A 24,523-nucleotide genomic window follows, 5' to 3' on the forward strand; every position below is an offset into this window, starting at 1 on the left:
CCTCAGCGGGGCTTGGGGCGTTGCCCTTCGAACCCGTTGCGAGGAGCGCCCGATGAGCCGAACCCTGACCCGCCTTTCCCTGTCCGTCCTTGCCCTCGCGGCCACCGGCGCACTCGCGCAACAATCGCAGGAAAGCGGGGCGGACATCGCGGCCGAGACCCGAGAGATCCTGAAAAGCGCGCCTTCGGGCGATGCGAAGGAGGCATCCACCGAAAGCAGTGCGAGCGAGGAAACTTCCGCGCCCGCGCCGGCGCCCGCGTCACAAGGCGACACGCCACCTGCGGCCTCCTCCCAGCCGCTCCCCGAGCCCACGCCCGGCGGCTCTTCTGCCCAGCCCGAGACGCTGCGGCTTTTACAGAACAACGGCGCGCAGCCGGTGGAGGCGCAGCAGGGCACGGCGGTGCCGGCGAGCGAGGGCAGCGCCGATGCGGCCCCGGCCTCGGGTAGCAGCTCCACCACGGACGCCGCCCCGGCCCCCGATGCTGCCGTGATGCAGGCCGAACCGGCCAAGAGCGTGCCCACGCCAGAGGCGATCGAGACGGCCATGTACGAGGGCGGCACGCTCCCCGATGGCCAGTCGGCGCTCACCGTCAAGGTGCAGGTGCTGCTCGACCGTGCCCATGTCTCGCCCGGCATCATCGACGGCTGGAAGGGCGGCATGAGCGAAAGCGCCATCGCCGCCTTCGAGGCGCGCGAAGGCTTCGAGGCCGACGGTCAGCTCGACCAACAGGTCTGGGACGCGCTTACCGCCAGCGCGCCCGCGCCGATGCTGCAAAGCTACACAATCACCGAGGACGACATGTCGGGCCTCAGCGATCCGTTGCCCGACGACTATGCCGAACTCGCGAAACTCGATCAGCTTGGCTACACCAGCGTCACCGAAAAGCTGGCCGAACGTTTTCACATGTCCGAAGACTTCCTGAAGGCGCTGAACGCACAAGCGGCATGGCAGGCGGGCACGACCATCACCGTCACCGATCCCGGCCCCCGGCTGGAGACCAAGGTGGCCCGCGTCGAAGTGCGCAAGGGAACCAGCCGTCTTGCGGGCTTTGATGCCGAGGGCCGGATGGTGCTGAACTATCCCGTCACCATCGGCTCGTCGCAAACGCCGTCGCCCTCTGGCACGGTCGAGGTGGTCGGCGTGGCGATGGACCCGACCTACACCTACAACCCGGACGTCAACTTCCAGCAGGGCGACAACGACGAAGTGCTGATCCTGCCGCCCGGTCCCAACGGCCCGGTGGGCTCGGTCTGGATCGATCTCAGCAAGCCGACCTACGGGTTGCACGGTACCTCCAAGCCGGATTCGCTGTTCAATGCCGCCAGCCACGGCTGCGTGCGCATGACCAACTGGGACGCCGAGGAGCTGGCGCATCTGGTGTCGAACGGTGTGACGGTCGAGTTCGTGGAATGAGGGCGCTGATGCTGGCGGTCGCGCTGTCGGGTGGCGCGGCCTCGGCGCAGCAGGCCCCTGAGACGGTGCCGCTGCCCGAGGCGCGGCCCGCCGATCTCGTGACCGATACTGCGCCGTCCCGGCCCGGTGACGCCGACCCCGGAGCCGTGTCGTTCCCCGACGCCATGTCAGAGCCGCTGGATGACGTGGCTGAGGGCACGGAGACGGGGGATGGCGAGACGGAGGCAAGTTCGGAGGGCAATGCGGACAGCTCAGGTGATGATTCAGACGCCGATGCCCCGCTGCCCGACGAGGAGGGAGCCGTGGGCGCGACCGATACCCCACCCGACGCGGGCGCTGCCCCGCGCGATGAGGTGCCGCCGATGCCCGAACGGCTCGCGGCACCTGAGTCCGATCGCGCCGCCTGCCGCGCAGCGCTCGACGAGCTGGGTGCCGTTTGGGAGGAGGGCACACCGCTCGATGACCCCGACACCGCCGATTGCGGCATCGTGTATCCGCTGACGCTGAGCCAGATCGTGCCGGGCGTGGCGCTGTCGCCGCCGGCCCCTATGCGTTGCGAAACGGCGCTGGCTCTGGCGCGCTGGACCACCGAATTCGCGCAGCCCGCGGCCACAAGGCTCGGGCGCGGCGCGCTCACGGAGGTCCGGCAAGGCACGGTCTACAACTGCCGCCGCCGCAACAACGACGCGGAAGGGGTGCTGTCCGAACATGCCTTTGGCAACGCGGTGGATATCATGAGTTTCGGCTTTGCGGAGGGTGCGGATGTCGCGGTCGAGCCGCGCGAGCGCGACGGCACCATGGCCGAGGCGTTTCAGGATGCGGTGCGCGCCAGCGCCTGTCTGGAGTTCACCACCGTACTCGGGCCGGGCTCGGACGCGGCCCATGCCGATCACCTGCATCTCGACGTGAAGGCGCGACGCGGCGGGTTTCGGCTCTGTCAGTAGCGCAGGGATCGACATCCGCCGCCCGGCCCGCCGCAGGGATGGCATCTTGCCGGTTGTACGGCGCTCTGCGAGCTTGAGGCAAACTGCGATGAAGGACCATGGAATGCCAGACGTCGCGCGAACCGCCCAGCAGATGATATCGGGAATGACACCGGTCCTGCGGCCCGGCCTGTTCGGCTTTGTCACGACGCAAGATCCCGATCTTGTCGGGGCGCTCCTTGCGGAGGCTTTCTCAGTCGTGAGGGAGGACGAGGGCGTGTCCCTGCTGCTTCCCGTCGAAGCGGCGCGGCGTGCGGGGCTGGCGGTGGATCTGCCGATGCGCTGCATCACGCTCCACGTCTTCTCCTCGCTCGAAGGGGTAGGGCTGACAGCAGCCGTGGCCTCCGCCCTCGCGAGCGAGGGTATCGCCTGCAACATGGTCGCCGCCTATCACCACGATCACGTCTTCCTGCCCGCGAAGAGGTGCGATCGGGCGATGGAGATATTGATCTCGTTGCAGAACGATACGGCAGGGCAGGCGTCGTCGCAGGGCAGCTGAGGCGGAAGCCGGACGGTGCGCCCACGCGTGGTCGCTCTGGCGACATGTCATTCGTGAAAAAGGCCGCCCCGGGGGGCGGCCTTTCGCGTCATATAGGGGAGGGCGATCAGCCCAGCTTGCCCATCGCCACGGCGGTGTCGGCCATGCGGTTGGAGAAGCCCCACTCGTTGTCGTACCACGTCAGGATGCGGCACATGGTGCCGTCCATGACCTTGGTCTGGTCGGTGTGGAACACCGAGGAGTGCGGGTCGTGGTTGAAGTCCGAGCTCACCAGCGGCTCGTCGGTGAAGCCGAGGATGCCCTTGAGCGGGCCATTGGCGGCATCGCGGATCAGCTGGTTGATCTCTTCCACCGAGGTTTCGCGCTCGGCGTTGAAGGTCAGGTCGACGACCGAGACGTTGGGCGTCGGCACGCGGATCGCGACGCCGTCGAGCTTGCCGTTCAGCTCGGGCAGCACGAGGCCCACGGCCTTGGCGGCACCGGTCGAGGTCGGGATCATCGACAGCGCTGCGGCGCGGCCGCGGTAGAGATCCTTGTGCATCGTGTCCAGCGTCGGCTGGTCGCCGGTGTAGCTGTGGATGGTGGTCATGAAGCCCTTTTCGATGCCGATGGCATCGTTGAGCACCTTGGCCACCGGCGACAGGCAGTTGGTGGTGCACGACGCGTTCGACACGACCTTGTCCTCGGCGGTCAGGCTCTCGTGGTTGACGCCATAGACGATGGTCTTCTCGGCGCCCGAGCAAGGGGCGGAGACGAGCACGCGCTTGGAGCCGTTCTCGAGGTGCATCGCGGCTTTCTCGTGGCTCACGAAGATGCCGGTGCATTCGAGCGCGACGTCGACGTCGGACCAGGGCAGCTCCTTGGGGTCGCGGATCGCGGTGACGCGGATCGGGCCGCGGCCGACATCGATCGTGTCCTCGGTGGTCTTCACCTCGTGCGGGAAACGGCCATGCACGCTGTCGTAGCGCAGCAGGTGGGCGTTGGTCTCAACGGGGCCGAGATCGTTGATGGCCACGACCTCGATGTCGGTGCGGCCGGATTCGATGATGCCGCGCAGGACGTTGCGCCCGATGCGGCCGAAGCCGTTGATTGCTACCTTGACAGCCATGGGAGTCTCCTCGGGAATTGCCGGGCTTGGGTTCGGCGCCAAGATCGGCATTTGTGGCCCCGCGTCAACCAAAGATCGCCCCGGCGGCCCCCTTGTGCGGCGACATCGTCGGCCCGAGGACCGGTTTCAGCGCCAGACCGCGAGCCAGCGCATCAGATCGAGCCCCGCACGCGCAACCGTGAGCGCGCCCCTGCCATCGAGCCAGTAGTGATCGGCCACGAGGGCGGCTAGGATGGCCGCGAATACTGCGAGGGCGATGGAGGTGCTCATGCTGGCCAATCTAGACCCTGGTGCCCCGGACGCGCAGGCCCCGACGGGCGCGGGGCTGCGCGTGGACGATTGGCTGTTGCTGATCGGTCGTCTGTTGATCGCCATGCTGTTCATCGGCGGCGCGGCGCAGAAGGCCTTCGAGCCGGATCAGGTGATCGGCCTGCTGACCGGCTGGCGCCTGCCGGGGCTGCTGGTCTGGCCGGCGCTGGCTTACAACGCCGCGGCCGGTCTGGCGCTAGCCTTCGGGGTGGCGGTGCGGCCCGTGGCGCTGTCGCTGGCGCTCTATTGCGTCGTCACCTCGGTGTTCCACTTTCTTCCCGATGACCCGTGGCAAATGACGATCTTCGTCAAGAACTGGTCGATCGCGGGCGGCTGCCTCGCGCTTGCCGTCGCGGGCGCGGGGCGGATCGCGGTGCGCCTCGACTAGGTAGCCCCAAGCTTGCGGGCCGTGAACACATGCGCCCTGAGGTCGAGCACCAACGGCGTGCCGATCCGCGCCGTCAGTTCGGCCCTCATCCGCGCGACCACCTCTTCGGGGTCGAGGCCGCGATCGGCCAGTTCACCGATGATCGGGTTGCCATAGACCAGTCCCCGCGCAAAACCCTCCGGGTCCGTTACCTCGCGGCGCAGCGGCTGCTCACTATGCTCGGCGGCAAAGCCCCCCTGCGCCAGATCCGACAGCGCCTGTTCGGGGTCGTCATAGGAAAATGGGTATTTGTAGAAACCGGGCGGGTCGTCCGGAAACGCCTGCTCCGCCACGGCTTCGGCGGCTTGGGCGAACGCGTTGTCGCGCATCGCGGCCCAGCTGCTGAACAAAAGCCGCCCGCCGGGGCGCAGCACGCGCCCCGCCTCGCGGAAGGCCGCCACCTTGTCGGGAAAGAACATCACCCCGAACTGGCAGATCACGAGATCGAAACTGGCGTCGGGAAAGGGCAGGGCCATGGCGTCGGCTTGCACGATCTTTACATCCTCGCCCGGCGCGAACTTGCCCTGCGCGACCTCGAGCATCGCGGGACTGAGATCGGTGACGACGAGGCGCGAGGGCGTGGGCAGGGTGTCGCGCAGGCGGCGGCTCAGGATGCCGGTGCCCGCGGCGATCTCCAGCACCGAAGCGGGCCTGAGCGCGACGGCGCGGCGTGCAAGGTCCTCGGCTGCGTCCGCGAAGATCCAAGGCCCGAGGCCCGTGTCGTAGTGGCGGGGGATGTCGCCGGTGAAGAAACGCGGTGCCTCGGCCATGATTATGCTCCCTGACGGGAGGGCCCCGCCGTGGTCGCAGCATAGCATGACGACTGTGCAGTGATGAGGCCGCCAATCCCAAAGCAAAAGGGGCGGCCCGAAGGCCGCCCCCTGATCTTGCGAGGTCGCGTCGCTCAGAGCAGCGACTTCACCTTCTCGACCACGGCCTGTGCCGTGATGCCGAACTTTTCGTAGAGCGTCTCGGCGGGGGCGGAGGCGCCGAAGCCCTCCATGCCCACGAAGCCCGCCTTCTGCTCGCGGCCGCGCTCGCCCAGAAGCAGACGGTCCCAGCTCTGGCGCACGCCCGCCTCGATGGCGACGCGCACCGGCCCCGCGGGCAGCACGCGCTTGCGGTAGGCTTCGTCCTGGGCCGCGAACAGCTCCATGCAGGGCACGGAAACGATCCGCACGCCGATGCCCTCGGCTTCGAGCATGTCGCGTGCCATCATCGCGACCTCGACCTCGGAGCCCGATGCCATGAGGATCGCGCGGCGCTTTTCGCCCGCCTCGCGCAGCACATAGGCGCCTTGCTCGGTGAGGTTCTTGGTCTTGTGCTCATTGCGCACCGGCATCAGGTTCTGGCGGCTCAGCGCCAGCACCGAGGGGCGGTCGGTGGTCGTCAGCGCGATCTCCCAGGCCTCGGCGGTCTCGACCGTGTCGGCGGGGCGGAATACGTAGGTATTCGGTGTCGCGCGCAGCATCGACAGGTGTTCGACCGGCTGGTGGGTCGGGCCGTCTTCGCCCAGACCAATGCTGTCGTGGGTCATCACATAGACCACCGGCTGGTGCATCAGCGCCGAGAGGCGCATCGCGCCGCGCGCGTAGTCGGTGAAGGCCATGAAGGTGCCGCCATAGGGGCGCAGGCCACCGTGCAGCGCGATGCCGTTCATCGCCGCCGCCATGCCGTGCTCGCGGATGCCGTAATGGATGTAGCGGCCCGAGCGGTTGTCGGGCGAGAACACTTCCATGTCGCCCGAACGGGTGTTGTTCGAGCCGGTCAGGTCGGCCGAGCCGCCCACGGTTTCGGTCATCACGCCGTTGACGACGTTGAGCACCATCTCCGAGGACTTGCGCGAGGCCACGGATTTCGCGTTCTCCACGGCCTCTTTCTTGAAAGCGCGGATCTTGGCGGAGAGGGCCTTCGGGGCCTCGCCGGCGAAGGCGCGCTCGAACTCGATGCGCTTGCGCTCGGACAGCGCGTCGAAGCGCTCGCGCCATTCTTCATGTGCCTTGGCACCGCGCGCGCCCATCGCTTCCCATTGCGACTTCACGTCCGAGGGGATCTCGAAGGGGGCGTGATCCCAGCCGTAGGCCTTCTTGGTGTCGGCGATGAGCGTGGCGTCGGTCAGCGCGCCGTGGCCCTTTGCGGTGTCCTGCGCCGAGGAGCCGAGTGCGATATGCGTCTTGCAAGCGATCATCGAGGGGCGCGGATCGGCCTTGGCGGCGACGATCGCGGCGTCGATGGCCTCGGGGTCATGCCCGTCGATCGACTGGACGTGCCAGCCAGAGGCTTCGAAGCGCGCCGCCTGATCGGTGATGTCGGCGATCGACACCTTGCCGTCGATGGTGATGCCGTTGTCGTCGAAGAACACGACGAGCTTCGACAGCTTCTGCATGCCGGCAAGCGCGATCGCCTCCTGGCTCACGCCCTCCATCAGGCAGCCGTCACCGGCCATGACATAGGTGTGATGGTCGACGATCTTCGAGCCGTACTTGGCGCGCAGCATCTCTTCGGCAATGGCAAAGCCGACCGAGTTGGCGATGCCCTGACCGAGCGGGCCGGTGGTGGTCTCCACGGCGTCGAGATACTCGCTCTCGGGGTGGCCGGCGGTCTTGGCGCCCCACTGGCGGAAGTTCTTCACTTCGTCGAGCGTGACCTCTTCGTAGCCGGTCAGATGCAGCACCGAATACAGCAGCATCGAGCCGTGGCCCACCGAGAGGATGAAGCGGTCGCGGTCGGCCCACTTGGGGGCCTTGGGGTCGAACTTCAGGTGGTTTTCGAACAGCACGGTGGCGACATCGGCCATGCCCATCGGCATGCCGGAGTGACCCGAGTTGGCCGCCGCGACGGCGTCGAGGGTCAGGGTGCGGATGGCCGCAGCCTTCCTCCAGTGCTCGGGATGCTTGTCGCGCAGGGCGGCGATGTCCATGGGTGTCCTCCGGTTTGCATCGGGGACGCGGCCGCGGCCCCCTCGTTGCGCATGGTATTGACAGGGGGCGCGGGCGAGTTCAAGCGAACGGGCGGAGCCGTGCTCCGGCGGGGCGCGGTTTGCGGGCTGCGCGGGCGTGGTCTAGGTTTTCCGAAGCCCGGCGCGATTCGGACGGCCCTTGGCCGATCGAGGATGCGACGGGGCAGGGCAGGCAGGGGCGCGATGACCGACATCACCGAATTTGAGAGCCGCCTTTCGGCGGCGCTGGACCGGATTGGCCAAGGGCTCGACCGGATCGAGAGCGCCGGGCCGCGCGGCGACGACGACGCGCTCGGGGCCGAACTGGACGCGCAGCAGCAAGCCAATGTCGAACTTGAACATCGGCTCAAGGCGCTGCGCGAGGAACAAGATAGCCGGCTCGCCGCCTTCGAGGCACGAATCGAGGCGCAGAACGCCCAGATGGCCGAGCTCGACGGGCAGCTTCAGGCGCTGCGCCACTCCAACGCCGAGCTGCGCGAGGTCGCGGGCGAACTGCGCGAGGCAATGGAGGCCGAATTGGCCGACCCTGAGCTGATCGACCGCGCCATGGCCGCCGAGCTGGAGGCGCTGCGTGCCGAGCGCGACGCCGAAGTGGCCGAGCTGGGCGCGGTGCTGTCGGAACTGAAACCGCTGGTCGAGGAGCGCGAGTGATGCCGCAGGTCGAGATTACCATCGGCGGACGCGCCTTCACGGTCGCCTGCCAGTCGGGCGAGGAGCCCTATCTGACCGCCGCCGCCAAGCTGCTCGACGAAGAGGCCTCTGGTCTGGCGAGCCAGGCCGGGCGGATGCCCGAGAGCAAGATGCTGTTGATGGCGGGCCTCATGCTGGCCGATCGCGCGGCGGGCCTCGAGGATCGGCTGCGCCAGGCCGAGAATTACGCGGGCCAAGTCGAGCGGCGTCTGAGCCAGACCGAGGCTACGATCAACAAGATGCGCAGCGAGCCGCAGAAGGTCCAGGTCGAGGTGCCGGTGATCCCGCATGGGCTGATCGAGATGCTGGCCGAGATGACGGCCCGCGCCGAAGCGTTGGCCGAGCGGGTCGAGAAGGCGGGGGTCTGACGCGCTCAGCCCGCGCCTTCGTGGACCTCGATGTGATCGGGCCGCCCGCCGCGGCCGATGACGCGAACCCAGACGTAATGCCCCCGACCGCTTCGGATGTCGTCGAGGATATATGCCGGTGCCCCCGGCCCGCGCGCGTATAGATCGGGAATGCGCGAACGCATGTCACGCGAGGCGAACAGCCCGTCGGTCCCGTCGCCCTCGTCCCGTCGACCGAACCGGTGATAATTTGCCCGGTCCTGTTGCAGGATCGCGGCGATGTCGGTGAGACGGACCCCGCGCGAGTTCACCATGTCATTTGGAGAGAGCCAGGCGGCGTAGGAGGTGATGACCTCCTGCGCCGAGGCGGACGGCGCCAGGATGGCCAGCGCGGCAGCAATAACAATGGACTTCATCGCAGCACCTCCACAGATCGCGATACCGCGGGAAGTGTGCAGATCAGATGGGATTGACGCAAGGGAAGCCTGTGCAAAAGGACAGGCCGCGATCTTGGAGGATCGCGGCCTGTTCCGGCATTCCTTCGGTTCGCGTCAGCCCTTGTTGGCGTCGCGGATCTTCTCGGCGGCGTCGCGGTCGAAGCTGACTCCATTGGTCTCGAGCAGCTGGTCCAATTCGCCCGACAGCGTCATCTCGGTGATGATGTCGCAGCCGCCGACGAACTCGCCCTTGACGTAGAGCTGCGGGATCGTCGGCCAGTCGGAGTAGTCCTTGATGCCCTGACGGATGTCGTTGTCCTCGAGCACGTTCACGTCCCGAAATTCGAGGCCCATGAAGTTGAGCACGCCAGCGACGCGGCTCGAAAAGCCGCACTGCGGCATGGTCTTGGTGCCCTTCATGAAGAGCACGACGTCGTTCGATTTGACGATCTCTTCGATGCGGGCGTTGGCGTTGGTGGTGTCCTGCGCGGTCATGTGCGTGTCCTTTGCGGGAATGGGGGTCAATCGGGTGCCTTAGTGGTCAGCGCCAGCGCGTGCAGATCGCCCGAGGGGCCATCCATGCGGCCCTTGAGGGCGGCGTAGACGGCGCGCTGTTGCTGCACCCGGTTCTGGCCGCGGAAGCTCTCGTCGATCACCTCGGCGGCATAATGATTGCCGTCTCCGGCGAGGTCGGTGATGGAGATCTTCGCCTCGGGAAAGGTCTCTCGCAGGAGATCCTCGATTTCCTGTGCGCTCATCGCCATGTCTGTCTTCCTCGCCTGTTCATGTCGCTTCAGATGTAGGCGGCGCCCCGGCGGCACGCAAGGCCGCCGCCGGGGCAGTATCTCAGACCGCCAGCTCTGCCTCGGCCGCCGGGATGTGCAGCGCCTCTTCGAAAGCGGTGCGATAGAGCTTTGAAAGCTCGGCCAGCGGTGCGGTGGCACCGCCGAGGCTGACGCCCGCGCCGCCAAAGCGACCGACGCGCGCCAGAGGGATGCCGGCGGAGCCCGCAGCGGCCTCCAGCGTCGCGGCACTCTCTTCGTCGGCGGCGATCAGGTAGCGGCCCTGATCCTCGCCAAACAGCGCCGCGGTGCCCGTAACGCCGATCTCGACGCCAAGTCCCGCACCCTCGGCCATCTCGAAGGCCGCAAGCGCCAGACCGCCGTCCGAGAGATCGGTGCAGGCGCGGATCAGGCCATGGTTGTCGCGCACGAAGAGGCCATGCGTCTTTTCGGCGGCGAGATCGACATGCGGCGCATCGCCCTCGTCGCGGCCCAGCATCTCCCAAAGCAGCGCCGAGCAACCCAGATGCCCCTCGGTTGTGCCAAGCATCAGCGCCACGTCGCCCTCGCGGGGCTGCGTGCCGATGGCGCGGTCGGTGGTCTCGATCAGGCCGACGCCGCCAATGGTGGGGGTCGGCAGGATGCCGGTGCCGTCGGTCTCGTTGTAAAGCGAGACGTTGCCAGACACGATCGGGAAGTCGAGTGCGGCACAGGCTTCGCCGATGCCTTTGATCGCGCCGACGAGCTGGCCCATGATTTCGGGCTTTTCGGGGTTGCCGAAGTTCAGGTTGTCGGTCGCGGCGAGCGGCTTGGCCCCCGTGGCGATCAGGTTGCGCCAGGCCTCGGCCACGGCCTGCTTGCCGCCTTCAAAGGGGTTCGCCTTGACGTAGCGCGGCGTCACGTCCGAGGTGAAGGCCAGCGTCTTGTCGGTGCCGTGCACCCGCACGAGGCCCGATCCCGCACCCGGCGCACGCGCCGTGTCGCCCATCACCATGTGGTCGTACTGCTCCCAGACCCACGCCTTGTGGGCATGGTTGGTCGAGCCGATCAGCGCGCGCAGGCCCGCGATCGCGTCGATCTCATCCACGGTCCCGAGCGGCGCGGCTTGGGGCGTCTCGATCCAAGGACGGTCGTACTCCGGCGCAGTGCCCGACAGCGCCTTGAGTGGCAGGTCGGCCTTCACCTCGTCGCCATGCACGATGAGGAACCGGTCCTCGGGGATCGTCTCGCCGACGATGGCGAAGTCGAGATCCCATTTGTCGAAGATCGCCCGCGCCTCGGCCTCCTTTTCAGGGAGCAGCACCATGAGCATCCGCTCCTGGCTTTCCGACAGCATCATCTCATAGGCGGTCATCGCCTTTTCGCGGCAGGGCACGCGGTCGAGATCGAGACGGATGCCGAGATTGCCCTTGTCGCCCATCTCCACCGCCGAACAGGTGAGACCGGCGGCCCCCATGTCCTGAATGGAGATGACGGCGCCAGAGGCCATCAGCTCGAGGCAGGCCTCCATCAGGCGCTTTTCGGTGAAGGGGTCGCCGACCTGCACCGTGGGGCGCTTGTCCTCGATCGTGTCGTCGAATTCGGCCGAGGCCATGGTCGCGCCGCCGACGCCGTCACGCCCGGTTTTCGCGCCGAGATAGACCACCGGCATGCCGACGCCCGAGGCCGCCGAGTAGAAGATCGCATCCGCATCGGCGAGACCGGCGGCAAAGGCGTTGACGAGGCAGTTGCCGTTGTAGCTCGGGTGAAACCGCACCTCGCCGCCGACGTTCGGCACGCCAAAGCAGTTGCCGTAGCCGCCGACGCCGGAGACCACGCCCGACACGAGGCGACGGGTCTTGGGGTGATCGAGGCTGCCAAAGCTCAGCGCGTTCATCGCCGCGATGGGCCGCGCGCCCATGGTGAAGACGTCGCGCAGGATGCCACCCACGCCGGTCGCGGCCCCCTGATAGGGCTCGATGTAGCTGGGGTGGTTGTGGCTCTCCATCTTGAAGACCACGGCCTGACCGTCGCCGATGTCGACCACGCCCGCGTTCTCGCCGGGGCCGCAGATGACCTGCGGGCCCTCGGTGGGCAGGGTGCGCAGCCATTTCTTCGACGACTTGTAGGAGCAGTGCTCGTTCCACATGGCCGAAAAGATGCCAAGCTCGGTAAAGCTCGGCGCGCGGCCGATGATCTCGAGGATGCGCGCGTATTCGTCGGGCTTGAGCCCGTGCGCGGCGATGAGGTCGTCGGTGATCTGGGGGTCGGACATGCGGGCGCTCTCCTGCTGGTCGCGCGCGTCATACAAGCAGGCCGCCGCAGGGGAAAGCGGGTTTAGCGCCCCGATCAAGCTTCGTGGCCCGGCCCGCTATCCGGTCCGGCCAAAAAAAAAGCCGGGCACACAGGCCCGGCAAGTCCAACAGGGAGGTATGAAGCGATGCGCCGCAAAGCAGCATCGGCTTCAATTGCCGAGATATATAGCAGTATGTGAACGATCAAGTTCAAATGTCCCGCCCATCGGACAATGCCGTCATGCGTCACATGCATGGCTGTTTTTTGGGCAATCCGCCTAATCCGCGACCTGTTCGCGAAGTTTGCGACGATGCGCCTGCACCTCTTCCTGCACGAAATCGCGGAACGCCGCGACGCGCTTGGATTGCCGCAGCTCCTCGGGATAGGCCAGAAACACGGGAACCTCGCCGGATTCAAGGTCGGGCAACACCCGCACCAGCCCCGGGAAATGTTCGTTGAGATAGTTGGGCAGCACGCCGACGCCGAGGTTGTTGAGCACCGCCTGCAGCACGCCGAAGTAGTTGTTCACTGTGAGTAGGGAGGGGATGTTGTTGGCCATCAGCTCCTGCACCATCGACGCCCCTGCGGCGACCTGCGCCGAGCTGGGGTTCTGGCAGATCAGGCGGTGGTTCTCGAAATCCTCGACCCGGTCGATCGGGCCCGCCTTGTCGAGATATTCCCGCGTCGCATAAAGCCGCATCCGCACGTTCATCAGCCGCTTGCGGATCAGGTCGGCCTGGCTCGGCTCCTTCATGCGGATCGCGACGTCGGCCTCGCGCATCGGCAGGTCGAGCACGCGTTCTTCGAGGATCAGGTCGATCTTGAGGTCGGGATAACGCTCGTAGAGCTTGGGCAGGCGCGGCGCGAGCCACAGCGTGCCAAAGCCGATCGGCGTGGTGATTTTGATCTCGCCGAAGACCTCTTCCTCGCTGTCGCGGATGCGCGCCGAGGCGGCCTCCAATCGCTTGTTCATGGCGCGGGTCGCGTCGAACAGCAGCTCGCCCTGCTCGGTGAGGATCAGCCCGCGCGCGTGGCGGTGAAACAGCGTGGTGTTGAGCTGCTCCTCCAGCGACCTGATCTGTCGGCTGACCGCCGACTGGCTCAGATGCAGCGAATCGCCCGCGTGGGTAAGGCTGCCCGCATCCGCCACCGCATGAAAAATTCGCAGCTTGTCCCAGTCCATCGCTATCCGTCCTGCCTTCATCCTTGAGCCGCGCCATCTATGACCGGGCACGGTGCTTGCAAAGCGCCTGCGCGGTTTTTCGCGCCTGCGCCAGAGAAACCCCGCGCAGCATAACGCCAAAATACGATAATTGCCGAATTTCTCGTCACTTTCGACGCAAGGTCGCGCAATGCCGCGCCCTCGGTGCACACAATGCCGCCAATTCCCCCCGCGGGCGCGCCAAAGCACCGATGGATTTCCCCTGCAAAGCCTCGTATGTCTCGGACCCTACAGGGCAAAAGAGCAAGGTGGCGCGATGGCGGTCGGGATCTTCGATAGTGGCTTGGGCGGACTCACGGTGCTGGGCGCGATCGAAAAGCGTCTGCCCGAGGTGCCCTTGGTCTATTTCGGCGACAATGCCCATGCGCCTTACGGTGTGCGCACCGCCGACGACATCTATGATCTGACCACCCAAGCCACCGAGCGGCTGTTCGACGCGGGCTGCGATCTCGTCATCCTCGCTTGCAACACCGCCTCCGCCGCCGCGCTGCGCCGGATGCAGGAGGGCTGGGTGCCCAAGGGCAAGCGGGTGCTGGGCGTGTTCGTGCCGCTGATCGAGGCGCTGACCGAGCGGCACTGGGGCGACAATTCGCCTCCGCGCGAGGTCGGCGTGAAACATGTGGCGCTCTTTGCTACCCCTGCCACGGTGCGCTCTCGCGCGTTCCAGCGCGAGCTCGCGTTCCGCGCCATCGGCGTCGATGTCGAGGCGCAGGCCTGCGGCGGCGTGGTCGATGCGATCGAGGAGGGCGACCTGATCCTTGCCGAGGCGCTGGTGCGGTCCCATGTCGACGCGCTTAAGCGCAAGATGCCCGAGCCCGACGCCGCGATTTTGGGCTGCACGCATTACCCGCTGATGGAAGAGACCTTTCAGGATGCGCTGGGCGCCGATGTAAAGGTCTTCAGCCAAGCCAGTCTCGTGGCCGAGAGCCTTGCGGATTACCTTGACCGCCGCCCCGAGATGGTCGGACCCGGCACCGAGAGCCTGTTCCTGACCACCGGCAACCCCAAGAACGTGTCGAACCGCGCCACGCAATTCCTGCGCCGCAAGATCGAGTTCATCCCGGCCTGAAGCCTGGCCCGAGCGCAAACCTGTCTCCATTCTCCGACAAGGAGCCCCACATGACCCATTCCGCCGCCATCCTTGGAGCCTCGGGCTATACAGGTGCCGAGCTTGTCCGCCTGATCGCGACGCATCCCGGCATCGAGGTCGCGGCGCTGTCGGGCGACCGCAAGGCGGGCATGGCGATGGGCGAGGTATTCCCGCATCTGGGCCATCTCGACCTTCCCAAGCTCTGCACCATCGACGAGATCGATTTCTCGACCATCGACATCGCCTTTTGTGCGCTGCCCCATGCGATGAGCCAGGCGGTGATCGCGGATCTGCCCAAGGATCTGAAGATCGTCGATCTCTCGGCCGACTTCCGGCTACGCAACGATGGCGAATACGAAAAGTGGTACGGCAAGCCGCATGCCGCGATGGATCTGCAGGCCGAAGCCGTCTATGGCCTGACCGAGTTCTACCGCGACGAGATCGCAGGCGCGCGGCTCGTCGCCGGAACCGGCTGCAACGCCGCCACCGTACAGTTCGCGCTGCGGCCCTTGATCGAAAAGAGTCTGATCGACCTCGACGACATCGTTTGCGACCTCAAGAACGGCGTCTCCGGTGCGGGCCGCTCGCTCAAGGAGAACATGCTTTTCGCCGAGCGCTCCGAGGACGTTCTGGCCTATTCGGCGGGCGGCACGCATCGCCACTTGGGCGAGTTCGACCAGGAGTTCAGCCAGATCGCGGGCCGCGACGTGCGCATCCTCTTCACCCCGCATCTTGTGCCGGTGAACCGCGGCATCCTCGCCTCGTGCTACGTGAAGGGCGATCCGCAAGCCATTCACGAGGCACTGCAATCGCGCTACGAGGCCGAGCCGTTCCTGCGCGTGCTGCCGTTTGGCAAGCTGCCGGGGATGAGCCACGTGCAGGGGTCGAACTTCTGCCACATGGGCGTCGCGGGTGACCGGGTTTCTGGCCGCACTCTGGTGGTCTCGACCCTCGACAACCTGTGCAAGGGCTCCTCTGGTCAGGCGCTGCAGAACGCTAACCTGATGCTCGGGCTGCCCGAAACCCAAGGCCTGATGCTGGCCCCGGTGTTTCCCTGATGCGCGGGCTGAAGAAAACCCGCCGCATCCAGGTGCTGGCGCTCGCGGCCGTGGCGCTGGTGCTGGCCACCGGGATCATCGGCTATGCGATGCGCGATGGCATCAACTTCTTCCGCTCGCCCGCGCAGGTCATGGCCGAGCCGCCTACGCCGACCGAGGTGTTTCGCCTGGGCGGTCTCGTCGAGGCGGGCACGCTTGTGCGCGGGCAGGGCGAGACGGTGACCTTCTCGGTCACCGACGGCGCGGCCTCGGTGCCGGTCGCCTATACCGGCATCCTGCCTGACCTCTTCGAGGAGGGTCAGGGCATGGTCGGTCAGGGCCGCTGGACCGGCGAGCGATTCGAGGCGATCGAGATCCTCGCCAAGCACGACGAGAGCTACATGCCCAAAGAGGTGATCGACGCGCTGCAGGAGCAAGGCGTCTACAAGGCACCGGACGCAGCGCCCGCGTCGAATTAACCGGGTCTTGGCACTCTTCCATCCGGGGTCACGGAGGGTGAGAGATGAAGAGCGTGGAAGAGATAGCGGCCGAAATCGTCGCGCGCGAAGGCGGCTATGTCGACGACCCGGACGATCCGGGCGGGGCCACGAACATGGGCGTCACCATCGGCACGCTGCGGCGGCTGGGCTATGATCTCGACGCCGATGGCCGGATCACCACCGCCGATCTCAAGCGCCTCAGCCGGGCGCAGGCCACCGGGATTTTCATCGAGCACTACTACAAGCGGCCCCGCATCGACGCGCTGCCTGAACCGCTGCGCGCCTCGGTCTTCGACATGTATGTCAATTCGGGTGCCAACGCGGTGAAAATCCTGCAGCGCCTGCTCGTGGCGATGCGCATTCCTGTCGCGATCGACGGCATCATCGGGCCGCAGACCATCGCGGCGGCGGCGCGCGCGCAGGCCGCGGCCCCCGATCATCTGGCGGATGCCTACGGCATCGCCCGGCGCAATTACTACTACAGCCTCGCCGATCGCCGCCCGGCGAGCCGCAAATACGCGCGCCGGCGCGACGGCGGCAAGGGCGGCTGGATCACCCGCGCCGAGGAATTCATCGCGCCGAAATACCGCCTCACCGAGGCGCAGCATCGCGAAAGGGTCGCAGCATGGGGTTGATCGGGGGGATCTTCACGACGCTGTTCGGCGCACGCCGCAACGTCGTGGTCGAAACGGTCGAGGCGTTTCGCGAGAACGCCGAAAGCGGTGCGGTGCGGGCGTCGGATCACCGCGCGGACGTGCTGGCGCAATATGCCGCCGAAATGGCGCGCGAGCGGCGCGGGCATTGGGACCGCTTCATTGACGGGCTGAACCGGTTGCCGCGCCCGGCGATGGCCTTCGGCACGCTCGGACTGATCGGGGCGGCGATGACCGACCCGGTCTGGTTCATGGCCCGCATGGAGGGGCTGGCGCTGGTGCCCGAGCCACTTTGGTGGCTGATGGGCGCGGTGGTCAGCTTCTACTTCGGGGCGCGGATGCAGGCGCATGGCCAGAGCTTCGAGCGCGAGATGGCCGAGGCGCTGGCGCGGATGCGGACGCTTCGGCCCGAGCCCGCGCCCATACCCTTGCCCGAGCCAGCGGCCGCGCCCTTGCCGCGACCGATCGGGGCCAAGGCCCGGGTCGGCGGTGAAGCCAACGCGGCGCTCGAGGATTGGCAGCGCACGCAGGCGTGACCGGCTTCCCGCGTGGGAGCGACGATCCGTCCCGCCCCCGTGATAGCGCGGGCCGGGCGGATCGGTTACAACCTTGTCCATGTTGATCGAACTTGGACACTTCGCCCTGATTCTGGCCTTTGCCACCGCCATCGTTCAGATGGTGGTGCCGCTCATCGGTGCACAAAAGGGCTGGCGCGGCTGGATGGGCGTGGCAGAGCCCGCCGCCACCGCGCAATTCGCGCTCACCGCCTTCGCCTTCGGAACCCTGACGGTGGCCTTCGTCACCTCGGATTTCTCGGTAGCACTGGTGGTGGCCAATTCGCATTCCTTGAAGCCGATGCTCTACAAGGTGAGCGGCGTCTGGGGAAACCACGAGGGATCGCTGCTCTTGTGGTTGGTGATCCTGTCGGGCTTCGGCGCGACCGCCGCCTGGTTCGGCGGCAACCTGCCCGAGCGGCTTCGTGCGCGGGTGCTGGCGGTGCAGGCCTCGATCGGCGTCGCCTTCTTCGCCTTTTTGCTGTTCACCTCGAACCCGTTCCTGCGCATGGCGGTGCCGCCCTTCGACGGGCAGGACCTGAACCCGCTCCTGCAGGACCCCGGCCTCGCGTTTCACCCGCCGTTTCTCTACCTCGGCTATGTCGGCCTCTCGATGTCGTTCTCCTTTGCGGTCGCGGCGTTGATCGAAGGTCGCGTCGATGCCGCATGGGCGCGCTGGGTTCGGCCCTGGACCCTCGCCGCATGGTTGTTTCTGACCATTGGCATCGCGCTGGGTTCGTGGTGGGCCTATTACGAACTGGGCTGGGGTGGCTTCTGGTTCTGGGATCCGGTCGAAAACGCGAGCTTCATGCCGTGGCTTCTGGCCGCCGCCCTGCTGCATTCGGCCATCGTCACCGAAAAGCGCGAGGCGCTCAAAAGCTGGACCGTGCTGCTGGCGATCCTTGCCTTCAGCTTCTCGCTCTTGGGCACCTTCATCGTACGCTCGGGCGTGCTCACCTCCGTGCACGCCTTCGCCAACGATCCCGAGCGCGGCGTCTTCATCCTGATGATCCTCGCCGTCTTCACCGGCGGCGCGCTGACGCTCTATGCCGCGCGCGCCCATGCGATGGAGGCCAAGGGCGTTTTCGGCCTCGTGAGCCGCGAGAGCGCGCTGGTGGCCAACAACGTGCTGCTCGCCGTGGCGGCGATGGTGGTCTTTGTCGGCACGCTCTGGCCCCTGATCGCCGAGATGGCCTTTGGCCGGGTGCTGTCGGTCGGCCCGCCGTTCTTCGACGCGGCATTCACGCCGTTCTTCGTGGCGCTGGCGCTGCTGCTGCCGCCGGGCACGCTCATCGCATGGAAGCGCGCCTCGGGCGGTCGGGTGCTGCGGCAACTTTGGCCCGCCCTGACGCTGGCGCTGGCGCTGTTGCTGCTGGGCTACGCGCTTGGTTCGGGGCGCTCGGCGTTGGGCCCGTTGGGTCTGGCCCTCGGCGGCTGGGTGATCGGCGGCGCCGGGACCGATCTCTGGGCGCGCTCGGGGCGTGGGGCGCTCTCCGCGCGCTTGGGTCGCTTGCGCCGCCTGCCGCGCGCCGATTGGGGACGCGGGATGGCGCATGGCGGGCTTGGCGTCACCATCATCGGTATCGCTGGCCTGCTGGCTTGGCAGCAAGAGGACATCCGCGTCGCCGAGATCGGCGACACTTGGACCCTTGGTCGCTATGAGATCACGCTCGACACGGTGCGCGAGGCCGAAGGGCCGAACTATCTCACCACCATCGGCGAAATGTCGGTGCGCGAAAACGACCGCGTGGTGGCGACCCTGCTGCCCGAAAAGCGGTTCTACCCGGTGGCGGGCATGCCCACCACCGAGGCCGGGATCGACGGCGGGATATGGCGCGACCTCTACCTCGTGATCGGCGATCCGCAGGACGGCGGCGGCTGGGCCGTGCGCAGCCATGTCAAACCCATGGCGGGCTGGATCTGGGCCGGTGCCATCCTGATGGCGCTTGGCGGTCTCACCTCGCTGTCCGACCGGCGGATGCGCGTGGCGGCGGGGGCACGGCGCGCCGCGCCCGCGCCGGTGGCGGCAGAGTGAGGCGGCTGGCCCTCCTCCTCGCCCTCGTGGCAGCACCCGCCTTCGCGGTGCAGCCCGACGAGGTGCTCGACGATCCCGCGCTCGAAGCGCGCGCGCGCGACATCAGCGCCGGGCTCCGCTGCCCGGTTTGCCGCAACGAGAGCATCGACGAGAGCAATGCGGGCGTCAGCCGCGATCTGCGCCTGATGGTGCGCGAGCGGCTGCTCGCGGGCGACACCGATGCCGAAACGATGCAGGCCGTGGTCGACCGCTATGGCGAATACGTGCTGCTCAAGCCCGATGCCTCGGGAGCCAACCTGATCTTGTGGCTCGCCGCCCCCGGCCTGCTGATCCTCGCGGGTGGCGTCGCCTTCGTGTCGATCCGTCGTCGCGCCTCGGGCCCCGAGGATCGCCTCACCGAAGAGGAAGAGACCAAGCTCCGGGACATCCTGAAGCCCTGACGCTTGGTTGCCCCTTTTTTCGCGCGCGCGCCGCTGTAGGCTCGCTCGCGAACCAGGGGAGAGCTTTGATGGACTACCAGACGATCGGTCTCGCGGTGAAGGAGGGCGTGGCGCTGCTCACGCTCGACCGCCCGGCGGTGATGAATGCGCTCAACACCCAGATGCGGGCCGAGATCACCCATGCCCTGCGCAACCTCGACGCCAGCGCGCGGGTGCTGGTGCTGACCGGTGCGGGCCGCGCCTTCTGCTCGGGTCAGGATCTGGGCGACACCGGCAACGCCAACGTCACCGATCTCGAGCGTGTGCTGCGCGACGAATACGTGCCGATGCTGCTCGCATTGCGGGATCTGCCGGTGCCCAGCATCGCCGCGGTGAACGGGGCCGCGGCAGGGGCAGGGGCCAACCTCGCGCTGGCCTGCGACGTGGTGATCGCCTCCGAGGCCGCGCATTTCACCCAAGCTTTCACGCGGATTGGTCTCATCCCCGACGCGGGCGGCACATGGACGCTGCCACGGCAGGTGGGGGCCGCGCGCGCGATGGGGGCGATGCTCTTCGCCGACCGGATCCCGGCGCGTCAGGCGGCCGAATGGGGCATGATCTACGAAGCCGCCCCCGAGTCCGATTTCGAGGAACGCTGGCAGGGGCGGGCGGCGCAGCTGGCGCAGGGCCCCACCGAGACCTACCGCCACCTGCGCGAAGCGATGCGCGCCAGCCCCGAGAACGGCTTCGAGGCGCAGCTTGCACACGAGGCGCGTCTGCAGGGGGCCTGCGGGCGCAGCCGCGATTTCAAGGAAGGGGTCGTGGCCTTCATCGAAAAGCGCGCGCCGCGCTTCGAAGGGCGCTGACGATTCAGGCGGCGCTGGCCCCGCGCTGCGTCAGGCGCGACATCAGCGGCAGGATGTCGTCGAGCACGCCACCGAAGACCGAACCGTCGGTCGAGGGCCGCGCCGTCCTGCCGGCGGCGGGACGCGCGGGAAAGCGGCCTTCGACGGTGAAGCTTTCGCAGGCGACGTGGTTCGCGGCCGTCGGCACGAGCTGCAGCGAAAAGTCGCGCCCGGCGAGATCGTCGAGGGTGAGCGACAGCGTGTCGTGGGCCAGCGTCAGGCGGGTCTCGCGGGGGGCGTTGATGCCCATCGCGGTGGCGCGGCCCAAACGTGCGCCGCAATCATAGCCGCGCCCCGACCGGTCGGTCCCATGCACCTTGCGGGCACCGAAGCACTGCTTGCGCAGATGCGGGCCGGTCAGGCTCATCTGACCCAGAAGATCGTGATCGGCAAAGTCGAACACAAGCGCCGCGATTCCGAGCCCCTGACCTTCGCCCTCCGCCATCTCCAGCCCGAGCAAAATGGTGCCATCCGCCGTCTCGTGCAGCGCCAGCTTGATACGAACGTCGCGGCCGAAGATGGCGTTGGCGCTTTCGGGCGTGGGGGTGGACTGCACTGCGATATGGGTCGGCATGGGTAGATCCTTCCGCTGAGGGCTGAAACTGGCACTGGTCTAACTGAACGCATTCTGTATCGCCCCGGATTGCGGCATTGCGGTGGCATCGCGGCCGGGGATCTGGGAAATGCCCTTTATCGCCAATGGCTTAGGCGAAAGGATAGGTCTCTAAAGTATAGGTCTCCTATCCTAAATTTTTTGACACCGAGGTTTTCTAAGGAAATCAAGGGTTCTTTTGAGAGCCCTGTTTGTCCGGACATGTCCCATTCGGCAGGTCGATGGCTCGACAATACGGCGGTTCGGGCAAGGATTGATGCATTGTGGTCCGCAATCTTCATCCGCGCCCATGCGGCGCGTCGATCGTGGCAAAATCATGGCGATTCCCTTGTCATTCGCTACCGGTGTTGCCCGACTCGCGCCCCGAAACGCAAACGGGCCCGGCGTCGCCGCCGGGCCCGTCCTTCGTTCCGTCGATCGCAAGCGGATCAGCGCGTCTCGATATCCACATAGTCGCGCGCGGCGGCCCCGAGATAGAGCTGGCGCGGACGGCCGATCTTGAGCTGCGGATCGGCGAGCTGCTCCTTCCACTGCGAGACCCAACCGACGGTGCGCGCCAGCGCGAAGATCGGCGTGAACATTGAGGTCGGGAAGCCCATCGCATCGAGGATGATGCCCGAATAGAAATCAACGTTCGGGTAGAGCTTCTTCTCGGAGAAGTAGGGATCTTCCAGCGCCAGACGCTCGAGCTCCTTGGCGACCTGCAGCGTCGGGTTGTTCTCGACGCCGAGCAGATCGAGCACCTCGTCGGCGCTTTCCTTCATCACCTTCGCGCGCGGGTCGAAGTTCTTGTAGACCCGGTGGCCGAAGCCCATCAGGCGGAACGGGTCGTTCTTGTCCTTGGCGCGGGCGATGAACTCGGGGATCCGGTCCGGGGTGCCGATCTCGCGCAGCATCTCGAGGCAGGCCTGGTTGGCGCCGCCATGGGCAGGGCCCCAGAGACAGGCGATGCCGGCGGCGATGCAGGCGAACGGGTTGGCGCCCGAGGAGGAGGCGAGGCGCACCGTCGAGGTCGAGGCGTTCTGCTCGTGATCGGCGTGCAGCGTGAAGATCCGGTCCATCGCGCGGGCGAGGATCGGGTTCACCTCGTATTCCTCGGCCGGGACCGAGAAGCACATGCGCAGGAAGTTCGACGCATAGTCGAGATCGTTGCGCGGATACACGAAGGGCTGGCCGATCGAGTACTTGTAGGCCATCGCCGCGATGGTCGGCATCTTCGCGATCAGGCGGATCGAGGCGACCTCGCGCTGGTGCTGGTCGTTGATGTCGGTGCTGTCGTGGTAGAAAGCCGACATCGCGCCGACCACGCCCACCATGGTGGCCATGGGATGCGCATCGCGGCGGAAGCCACGGAAGAAGTTGTGCATCTGCTCGTGGATCATCGTGTGACGCGTCACCAGCGTCTCGAACTCCTCGAGCTGCGCCGCCGAGGGCAGCTCGCCATAGAGCAGCAGGTAGCAAACCTCGAGGTAGTGCGACTGCTTGGCGAGCTGGTCGATCGGGTAGCCCCGATGCAGCAGCACGCCCGCTTCGCCATCGATATAGGTGATGGTGCTGTCGCAGGCCGCGGTCGAGGTGAAGCCCGGGTCATAGGTGAAGACGCCCGCCTGCGCATAGAGCTTGCGGATGTCGATGACTTCGGGCCCGTCGGTGGGGGCGTACATCGCCAGATCATAGCTTTCGCCGTCGATCGTCAGCTTCGCGGTCTTGGTCGTTTCGGCCATTCAGGTCCCCTTCGTGTTCCCGCCGCCGCTCAACTCGCGGCGCGGCGCTCTGATCTTTCGATGCCGCGGTGCAACATAGCGGCGGGAGGCAGGCGGGCCAGTGTCAGGCTGCCGCGTCCCCGATCCGCGCCACGCTTTCGTCGCGGCCGAGCACCAACATCATGTCGAATACGCTGGGGCTGACCATGCGCCCCGCCAGCGCGGCGCGCAAAGGCCCCGCAATCTTGCCCAGACCGAGCCCGTGAGTCTCGGCCAATGCGGTCACGACCCCCTCCAGCGCGTCCCGCTCCCAGCTAGCAGTTTGCAGCTGCGGCGTCAATTCTGCCAGTATACCACGGGATACATCATCGAGGCTCTTCGCCGATTTCTCATCCGGTTCGATCGGCCGGTCGGCCAGAACGAAATGCGCCTTTTCAAGGAGTTCCGGGAAAATCTTGGCCCGATCCTTGAGATGCGGCATCGCCTTGAGCAACCCGTCGCGCTGCCCTTCGGTCAGCGGCAATTGACCCGTGGCCTCCACGAACGCCTCAAGTTCATGCAGCAGCGCAGCATCGTCCGAGGCGGCGATGTGCTGGCGGCACAGGTTCTCGAGCTTCTTGGTGTCGAACCGGGCCGGCGATTTGCCGATGCCATTCAGGTCGAACCACTCGCGCGCCTGCGCGTCCGAGAAGAACTCGGCGTCGCCGTGGCTCCAACCAAGCCGCGTGAGATAGTTGCGCATGCCCGCCGCCGGGTAGCCCATCTGCTGGTACTCGGCCGCCCCCGTGGCGCCATGCCGCTTCGACAGCTTCTTGCCGTCGGGGCCGAAGATCAGCGGAACATGGGCAAAGACCGGAAGATCCCAGCCCATGGCGCGGTAGATCATCGCCTGCCGAAACGCATTGGTCATGTGATCGTCGCCGCGGATCACATGGGTCACGCCCATGTCGTGGTCGTCGACGACGACGGCGAGCATGTAGACCGGCGAGCCGTCCGAGCGCAGCAGCACCATGTCGTCGAGCTGGTCGTTGCCGATGGTGATCTCGCCTTGCACCTCGTCCCGGATCGTCGTCGCGCCGTCGCGCGGGGCCTTGATGCGGATCACGAAGGGGGCGTCGGGGTGGTCGGCCTTGGCCACGTCGCGCCAAGGTGATCGGTAAAGCGTCGAGCCACCTGCTTCGCGGGCGGTCTCGCGGAAGGCATCGATTTCCTCCGGCGTGGAAAAGCACTTGTAGGCCGTGCCTTCGGCCAGCATCTGCCGCGCCACCTCGGCGTGGCGCTCGGCGCCTTCGGCCTGGCTGATCGGCTCGCCGTCCCAATCCAGCCCGAGCCACGTCAGCCCGTCGAGGATCGCCTGTCGGTTCTCGGCGGTGGAGCGGGCGCGGTCGGTGTCTTCGATGCGCAGCAGGAACTTGCCGCCGCGACCACGGGCATAGAGCCAGTTGAACAGCGCGGTGCGCGCGCCACCGATATGGAGAGCGCCGGTGGGCGAGGGGGCGAAGCGGGTGACGACCGGGGTCTGGGACATGTCGGGGAGATTTAACCTTTCGCTAACCATGCTGC

Annotated in this window: 26 protein-coding genes; 14 read left to right on the plus strand and 12 right to left on the minus strand. The window is 66.9% G+C overall.

Annotation, left to right across the window (positions count from 1 at the left end; translation table 11 throughout):
* The first annotated feature begins 52 nt into the window (after positions 1–52).
* From AADJ02_RS06895 to AADJ02_RS06905, 3 genes are all read left to right on the plus strand, one after another.
* Entirely contained in the window at positions 53–1,414 is a 1,362-nt protein-coding gene (locus tag AADJ02_RS06895; protein WP_341212260.1) for a L,D-transpeptidase family protein, read from the plus strand.
* 8 nt (positions 1,415–1,422) lie between these two features.
* Positions 1,423–2,358 (plus strand): extensin family protein, encoded by a 936-nt coding sequence (locus tag AADJ02_RS06900; RefSeq protein ID WP_341212261.1) that lies wholly within the window; start codon positions 1,423–1,425, stop codon positions 2,356–2,358.
* 133 nt (positions 2,359–2,491) lie between these two features.
* Positions 2,492–2,896 carry an ACT domain-containing protein gene (locus AADJ02_RS06905; protein ID WP_341212466.1) on the plus strand — a complete coding sequence of 135 codons (405 nt, stop codon included), beginning with the start codon at positions 2,492–2,494 and terminating at the stop codon, positions 2,894–2,896.
* Between the two features lie 106 nt (positions 2,897–3,002).
* On the opposite strand, the gene gap is transcribed toward AADJ02_RS06905, so the two are convergent.
* A complete protein-coding gene (gene gap, locus AADJ02_RS06910; RefSeq protein WP_341212262.1) occupies positions 3,003–4,004 on the minus strand; it encodes a type I glyceraldehyde-3-phosphate dehydrogenase in 1,002 nt (333 codons plus the stop codon).
* A gap of 126 nt (positions 4,005–4,130) precedes the next feature.
* Complete coding sequence (locus tag AADJ02_RS06915; protein WP_341212263.1) at positions 4,131–4,274, minus strand: hypothetical protein; 144 nt, start codon at positions 4,272–4,274, stop codon at positions 4,131–4,133.
* A 61-nt stretch (positions 4,275–4,335) separates the two neighbouring features.
* Between AADJ02_RS06915 and AADJ02_RS06920 the strand changes: the two genes are divergently transcribed.
* Positions 4,336–4,701, plus strand: coding sequence for a DoxX family protein (locus AADJ02_RS06920; protein ID WP_341212467.1), 366 nt, complete (start codon positions 4,336–4,338; stop codon positions 4,699–4,701).
* Here AADJ02_RS06920 and AADJ02_RS06925 read toward each other — a convergent pair.
* On the minus strand, positions 4,698–5,510 hold the full coding sequence (locus AADJ02_RS06925) for a class I SAM-dependent methyltransferase (RefSeq protein ID WP_341212264.1): 813 nt from the start codon (positions 5,508–5,510) through the stop codon (positions 4,698–4,700). The genes AADJ02_RS06920 and AADJ02_RS06925 overlap by 4 nt on opposite strands.
* Before the next feature lie 134 nt (positions 5,511–5,644).
* The gene (gene tkt / locus AADJ02_RS06930) at positions 5,645–7,660 is read right to left on the minus strand and encodes a transketolase (protein ID WP_341212265.1); all 2,016 of its coding nucleotides are present in this window, start codon (positions 7,658–7,660) and stop codon (positions 5,645–5,647) included.
* 222 nt (positions 7,661–7,882) lie between these two features.
* Between tkt and AADJ02_RS06935 the strand changes: the two genes are divergently transcribed.
* Complete coding sequence (locus AADJ02_RS06935) at positions 7,883–8,350, plus strand: hypothetical protein (RefSeq protein WP_341212266.1); 468 nt, start codon at positions 7,883–7,885, stop codon at positions 8,348–8,350.
* A complete protein-coding gene (locus tag AADJ02_RS06940; RefSeq protein ID WP_341212267.1) occupies positions 8,350–8,757 on the plus strand; it encodes a cell division protein ZapA in 408 nt (135 codons plus the stop codon). Before AADJ02_RS06935 ends, AADJ02_RS06940 begins: the two co-directional genes overlap by 1 nt.
* Before the next feature lie 5 nt (positions 8,758–8,762).
* Here the strand turns inward: AADJ02_RS06940 and AADJ02_RS06945 are convergent, their stop codons facing one another.
* From AADJ02_RS06945 to AADJ02_RS06965, 5 genes are all read right to left on the minus strand, one after another.
* Positions 8,763–9,152 (minus strand): hypothetical protein, encoded by a 390-nt coding sequence (locus AADJ02_RS06945; RefSeq protein WP_341212268.1) that lies wholly within the window; start codon positions 9,150–9,152, stop codon positions 8,763–8,765.
* A 135-nt stretch (positions 9,153–9,287) separates the two neighbouring features.
* Complete coding sequence (grxD, locus tag AADJ02_RS06950; RefSeq protein ID WP_341212269.1) at positions 9,288–9,668, minus strand: Grx4 family monothiol glutaredoxin; 381 nt, start codon at positions 9,666–9,668, stop codon at positions 9,288–9,290.
* Between the two features lie 26 nt (positions 9,669–9,694).
* Positions 9,695–9,937 carry a BolA family transcriptional regulator gene (locus tag AADJ02_RS06955; RefSeq protein ID WP_341212270.1) on the minus strand — a complete coding sequence of 81 codons (243 nt, stop codon included), beginning with the start codon at positions 9,935–9,937 and terminating at the stop codon, positions 9,695–9,697.
* Between the two features lie 82 nt (positions 9,938–10,019).
* Positions 10,020–12,209 (minus strand): phosphoribosylformylglycinamidine synthase subunit PurL, encoded by a 2,190-nt coding sequence (purL, locus tag AADJ02_RS06960; RefSeq protein ID WP_341212271.1) that lies wholly within the window; start codon positions 12,207–12,209, stop codon positions 10,020–10,022.
* Between the two features lie 297 nt (positions 12,210–12,506).
* Positions 12,507–13,412, minus strand: coding sequence for a LysR family transcriptional regulator (locus tag AADJ02_RS06965; RefSeq protein WP_341212272.1), 906 nt, complete (start codon positions 13,410–13,412; stop codon positions 12,507–12,509).
* Between the two features lie 295 nt (positions 13,413–13,707).
* On the opposite strand from AADJ02_RS06965, the gene AADJ02_RS06970 reads away from it, so the two are divergent.
* The 8 genes from AADJ02_RS06970 (at position 13,708) to AADJ02_RS07005 (ending at position 20,605) form a co-directional block, all read left to right on the plus strand.
* On the plus strand, positions 13,708–14,520 hold the full coding sequence (locus AADJ02_RS06970) for an aspartate/glutamate racemase family protein (protein ID WP_341212273.1): 813 nt from the start codon (positions 13,708–13,710) through the stop codon (positions 14,518–14,520).
* A gap of 50 nt (positions 14,521–14,570) precedes the next feature.
* Positions 14,571–15,599, plus strand: a complete 1,029-nt coding sequence (gene argC, locus AADJ02_RS06975; protein WP_341212274.1) for an N-acetyl-gamma-glutamyl-phosphate reductase — start codon at positions 14,571–14,573, stop codon at positions 15,597–15,599.
* Positions 15,599–16,057, plus strand: coding sequence for a cytochrome c maturation protein CcmE (gene ccmE / locus AADJ02_RS06980; protein ID WP_341212275.1), 459 nt, complete (start codon positions 15,599–15,601; stop codon positions 16,055–16,057). The genes argC and ccmE overlap by 1 nt, the downstream gene beginning before the upstream one ends.
* Before the next feature lie 44 nt (positions 16,058–16,101).
* Positions 16,102–16,713 carry a holin-associated N-acetylmuramidase gene (locus AADJ02_RS06985; protein ID WP_341212276.1) on the plus strand — a complete coding sequence of 204 codons (612 nt, stop codon included), beginning with the start codon at positions 16,102–16,104 and terminating at the stop codon, positions 16,711–16,713.
* On the plus strand, positions 16,704–17,267 hold the full coding sequence (locus AADJ02_RS06990; protein WP_341212277.1) for a holin family protein: 564 nt from the start codon (positions 16,704–16,706) through the stop codon (positions 17,265–17,267). Before AADJ02_RS06985 ends, AADJ02_RS06990 begins: the two co-directional genes overlap by 10 nt.
* A gap of 79 nt (positions 17,268–17,346) precedes the next feature.
* The gene (locus AADJ02_RS06995; protein ID WP_341212278.1) at positions 17,347–19,320 is read left to right on the plus strand and encodes a heme lyase CcmF/NrfE family subunit; all 1,974 of its coding nucleotides are present in this window, start codon (positions 17,347–17,349) and stop codon (positions 19,318–19,320) included.
* Entirely contained in the window at positions 19,317–19,760 is a 444-nt protein-coding gene (locus tag AADJ02_RS07000) for a cytochrome c-type biogenesis protein (RefSeq protein ID WP_341212279.1), read from the plus strand. Before AADJ02_RS06995 ends, AADJ02_RS07000 begins: the two co-directional genes overlap by 4 nt.
* Positions 19,761–19,828: 68 nt before the next feature.
* The gene (locus AADJ02_RS07005; RefSeq protein WP_341212280.1) at positions 19,829–20,605 is read left to right on the plus strand and encodes an enoyl-CoA hydratase-related protein; all 777 of its coding nucleotides are present in this window, start codon (positions 19,829–19,831) and stop codon (positions 20,603–20,605) included.
* Positions 20,606–20,609: 4 nt separating this feature from the next.
* Here the strand turns inward: AADJ02_RS07005 and AADJ02_RS07010 are convergent, their stop codons facing one another.
* The 3 genes from AADJ02_RS07010 to gltX all read right to left on the minus strand — a co-directional run bounded on the left by AADJ02_RS07010 (position 20,610) and on the right by gltX (position 24,488).
* Positions 20,610–21,218 (minus strand): hypothetical protein, encoded by a 609-nt coding sequence (locus AADJ02_RS07010; protein ID WP_341212281.1) that lies wholly within the window; start codon positions 21,216–21,218, stop codon positions 20,610–20,612.
* Between the two features lie 467 nt (positions 21,219–21,685).
* Positions 21,686–22,981: a citrate synthase gene (locus AADJ02_RS07015; protein WP_341212282.1), complete on the minus strand. Its 1,296-nt coding sequence runs from the start codon at positions 22,979–22,981 to the stop codon at positions 21,686–21,688.
* Between the two features lie 103 nt (positions 22,982–23,084).
* The gene (gltX, locus tag AADJ02_RS07020; RefSeq protein WP_341212283.1) at positions 23,085–24,488 is read right to left on the minus strand and encodes a glutamate--tRNA ligase; all 1,404 of its coding nucleotides are present in this window, start codon (positions 24,486–24,488) and stop codon (positions 23,085–23,087) included.
* Positions 24,489–24,523 lie beyond the last annotated feature (35 nt).

It is taken from the genome of uncultured Limimaricola sp. (assembly GCF_964022235.1).
Taxonomy (GTDB): Bacteria; Pseudomonadota; Alphaproteobacteria; order Rhodobacterales; family Rhodobacteraceae; genus Limimaricola.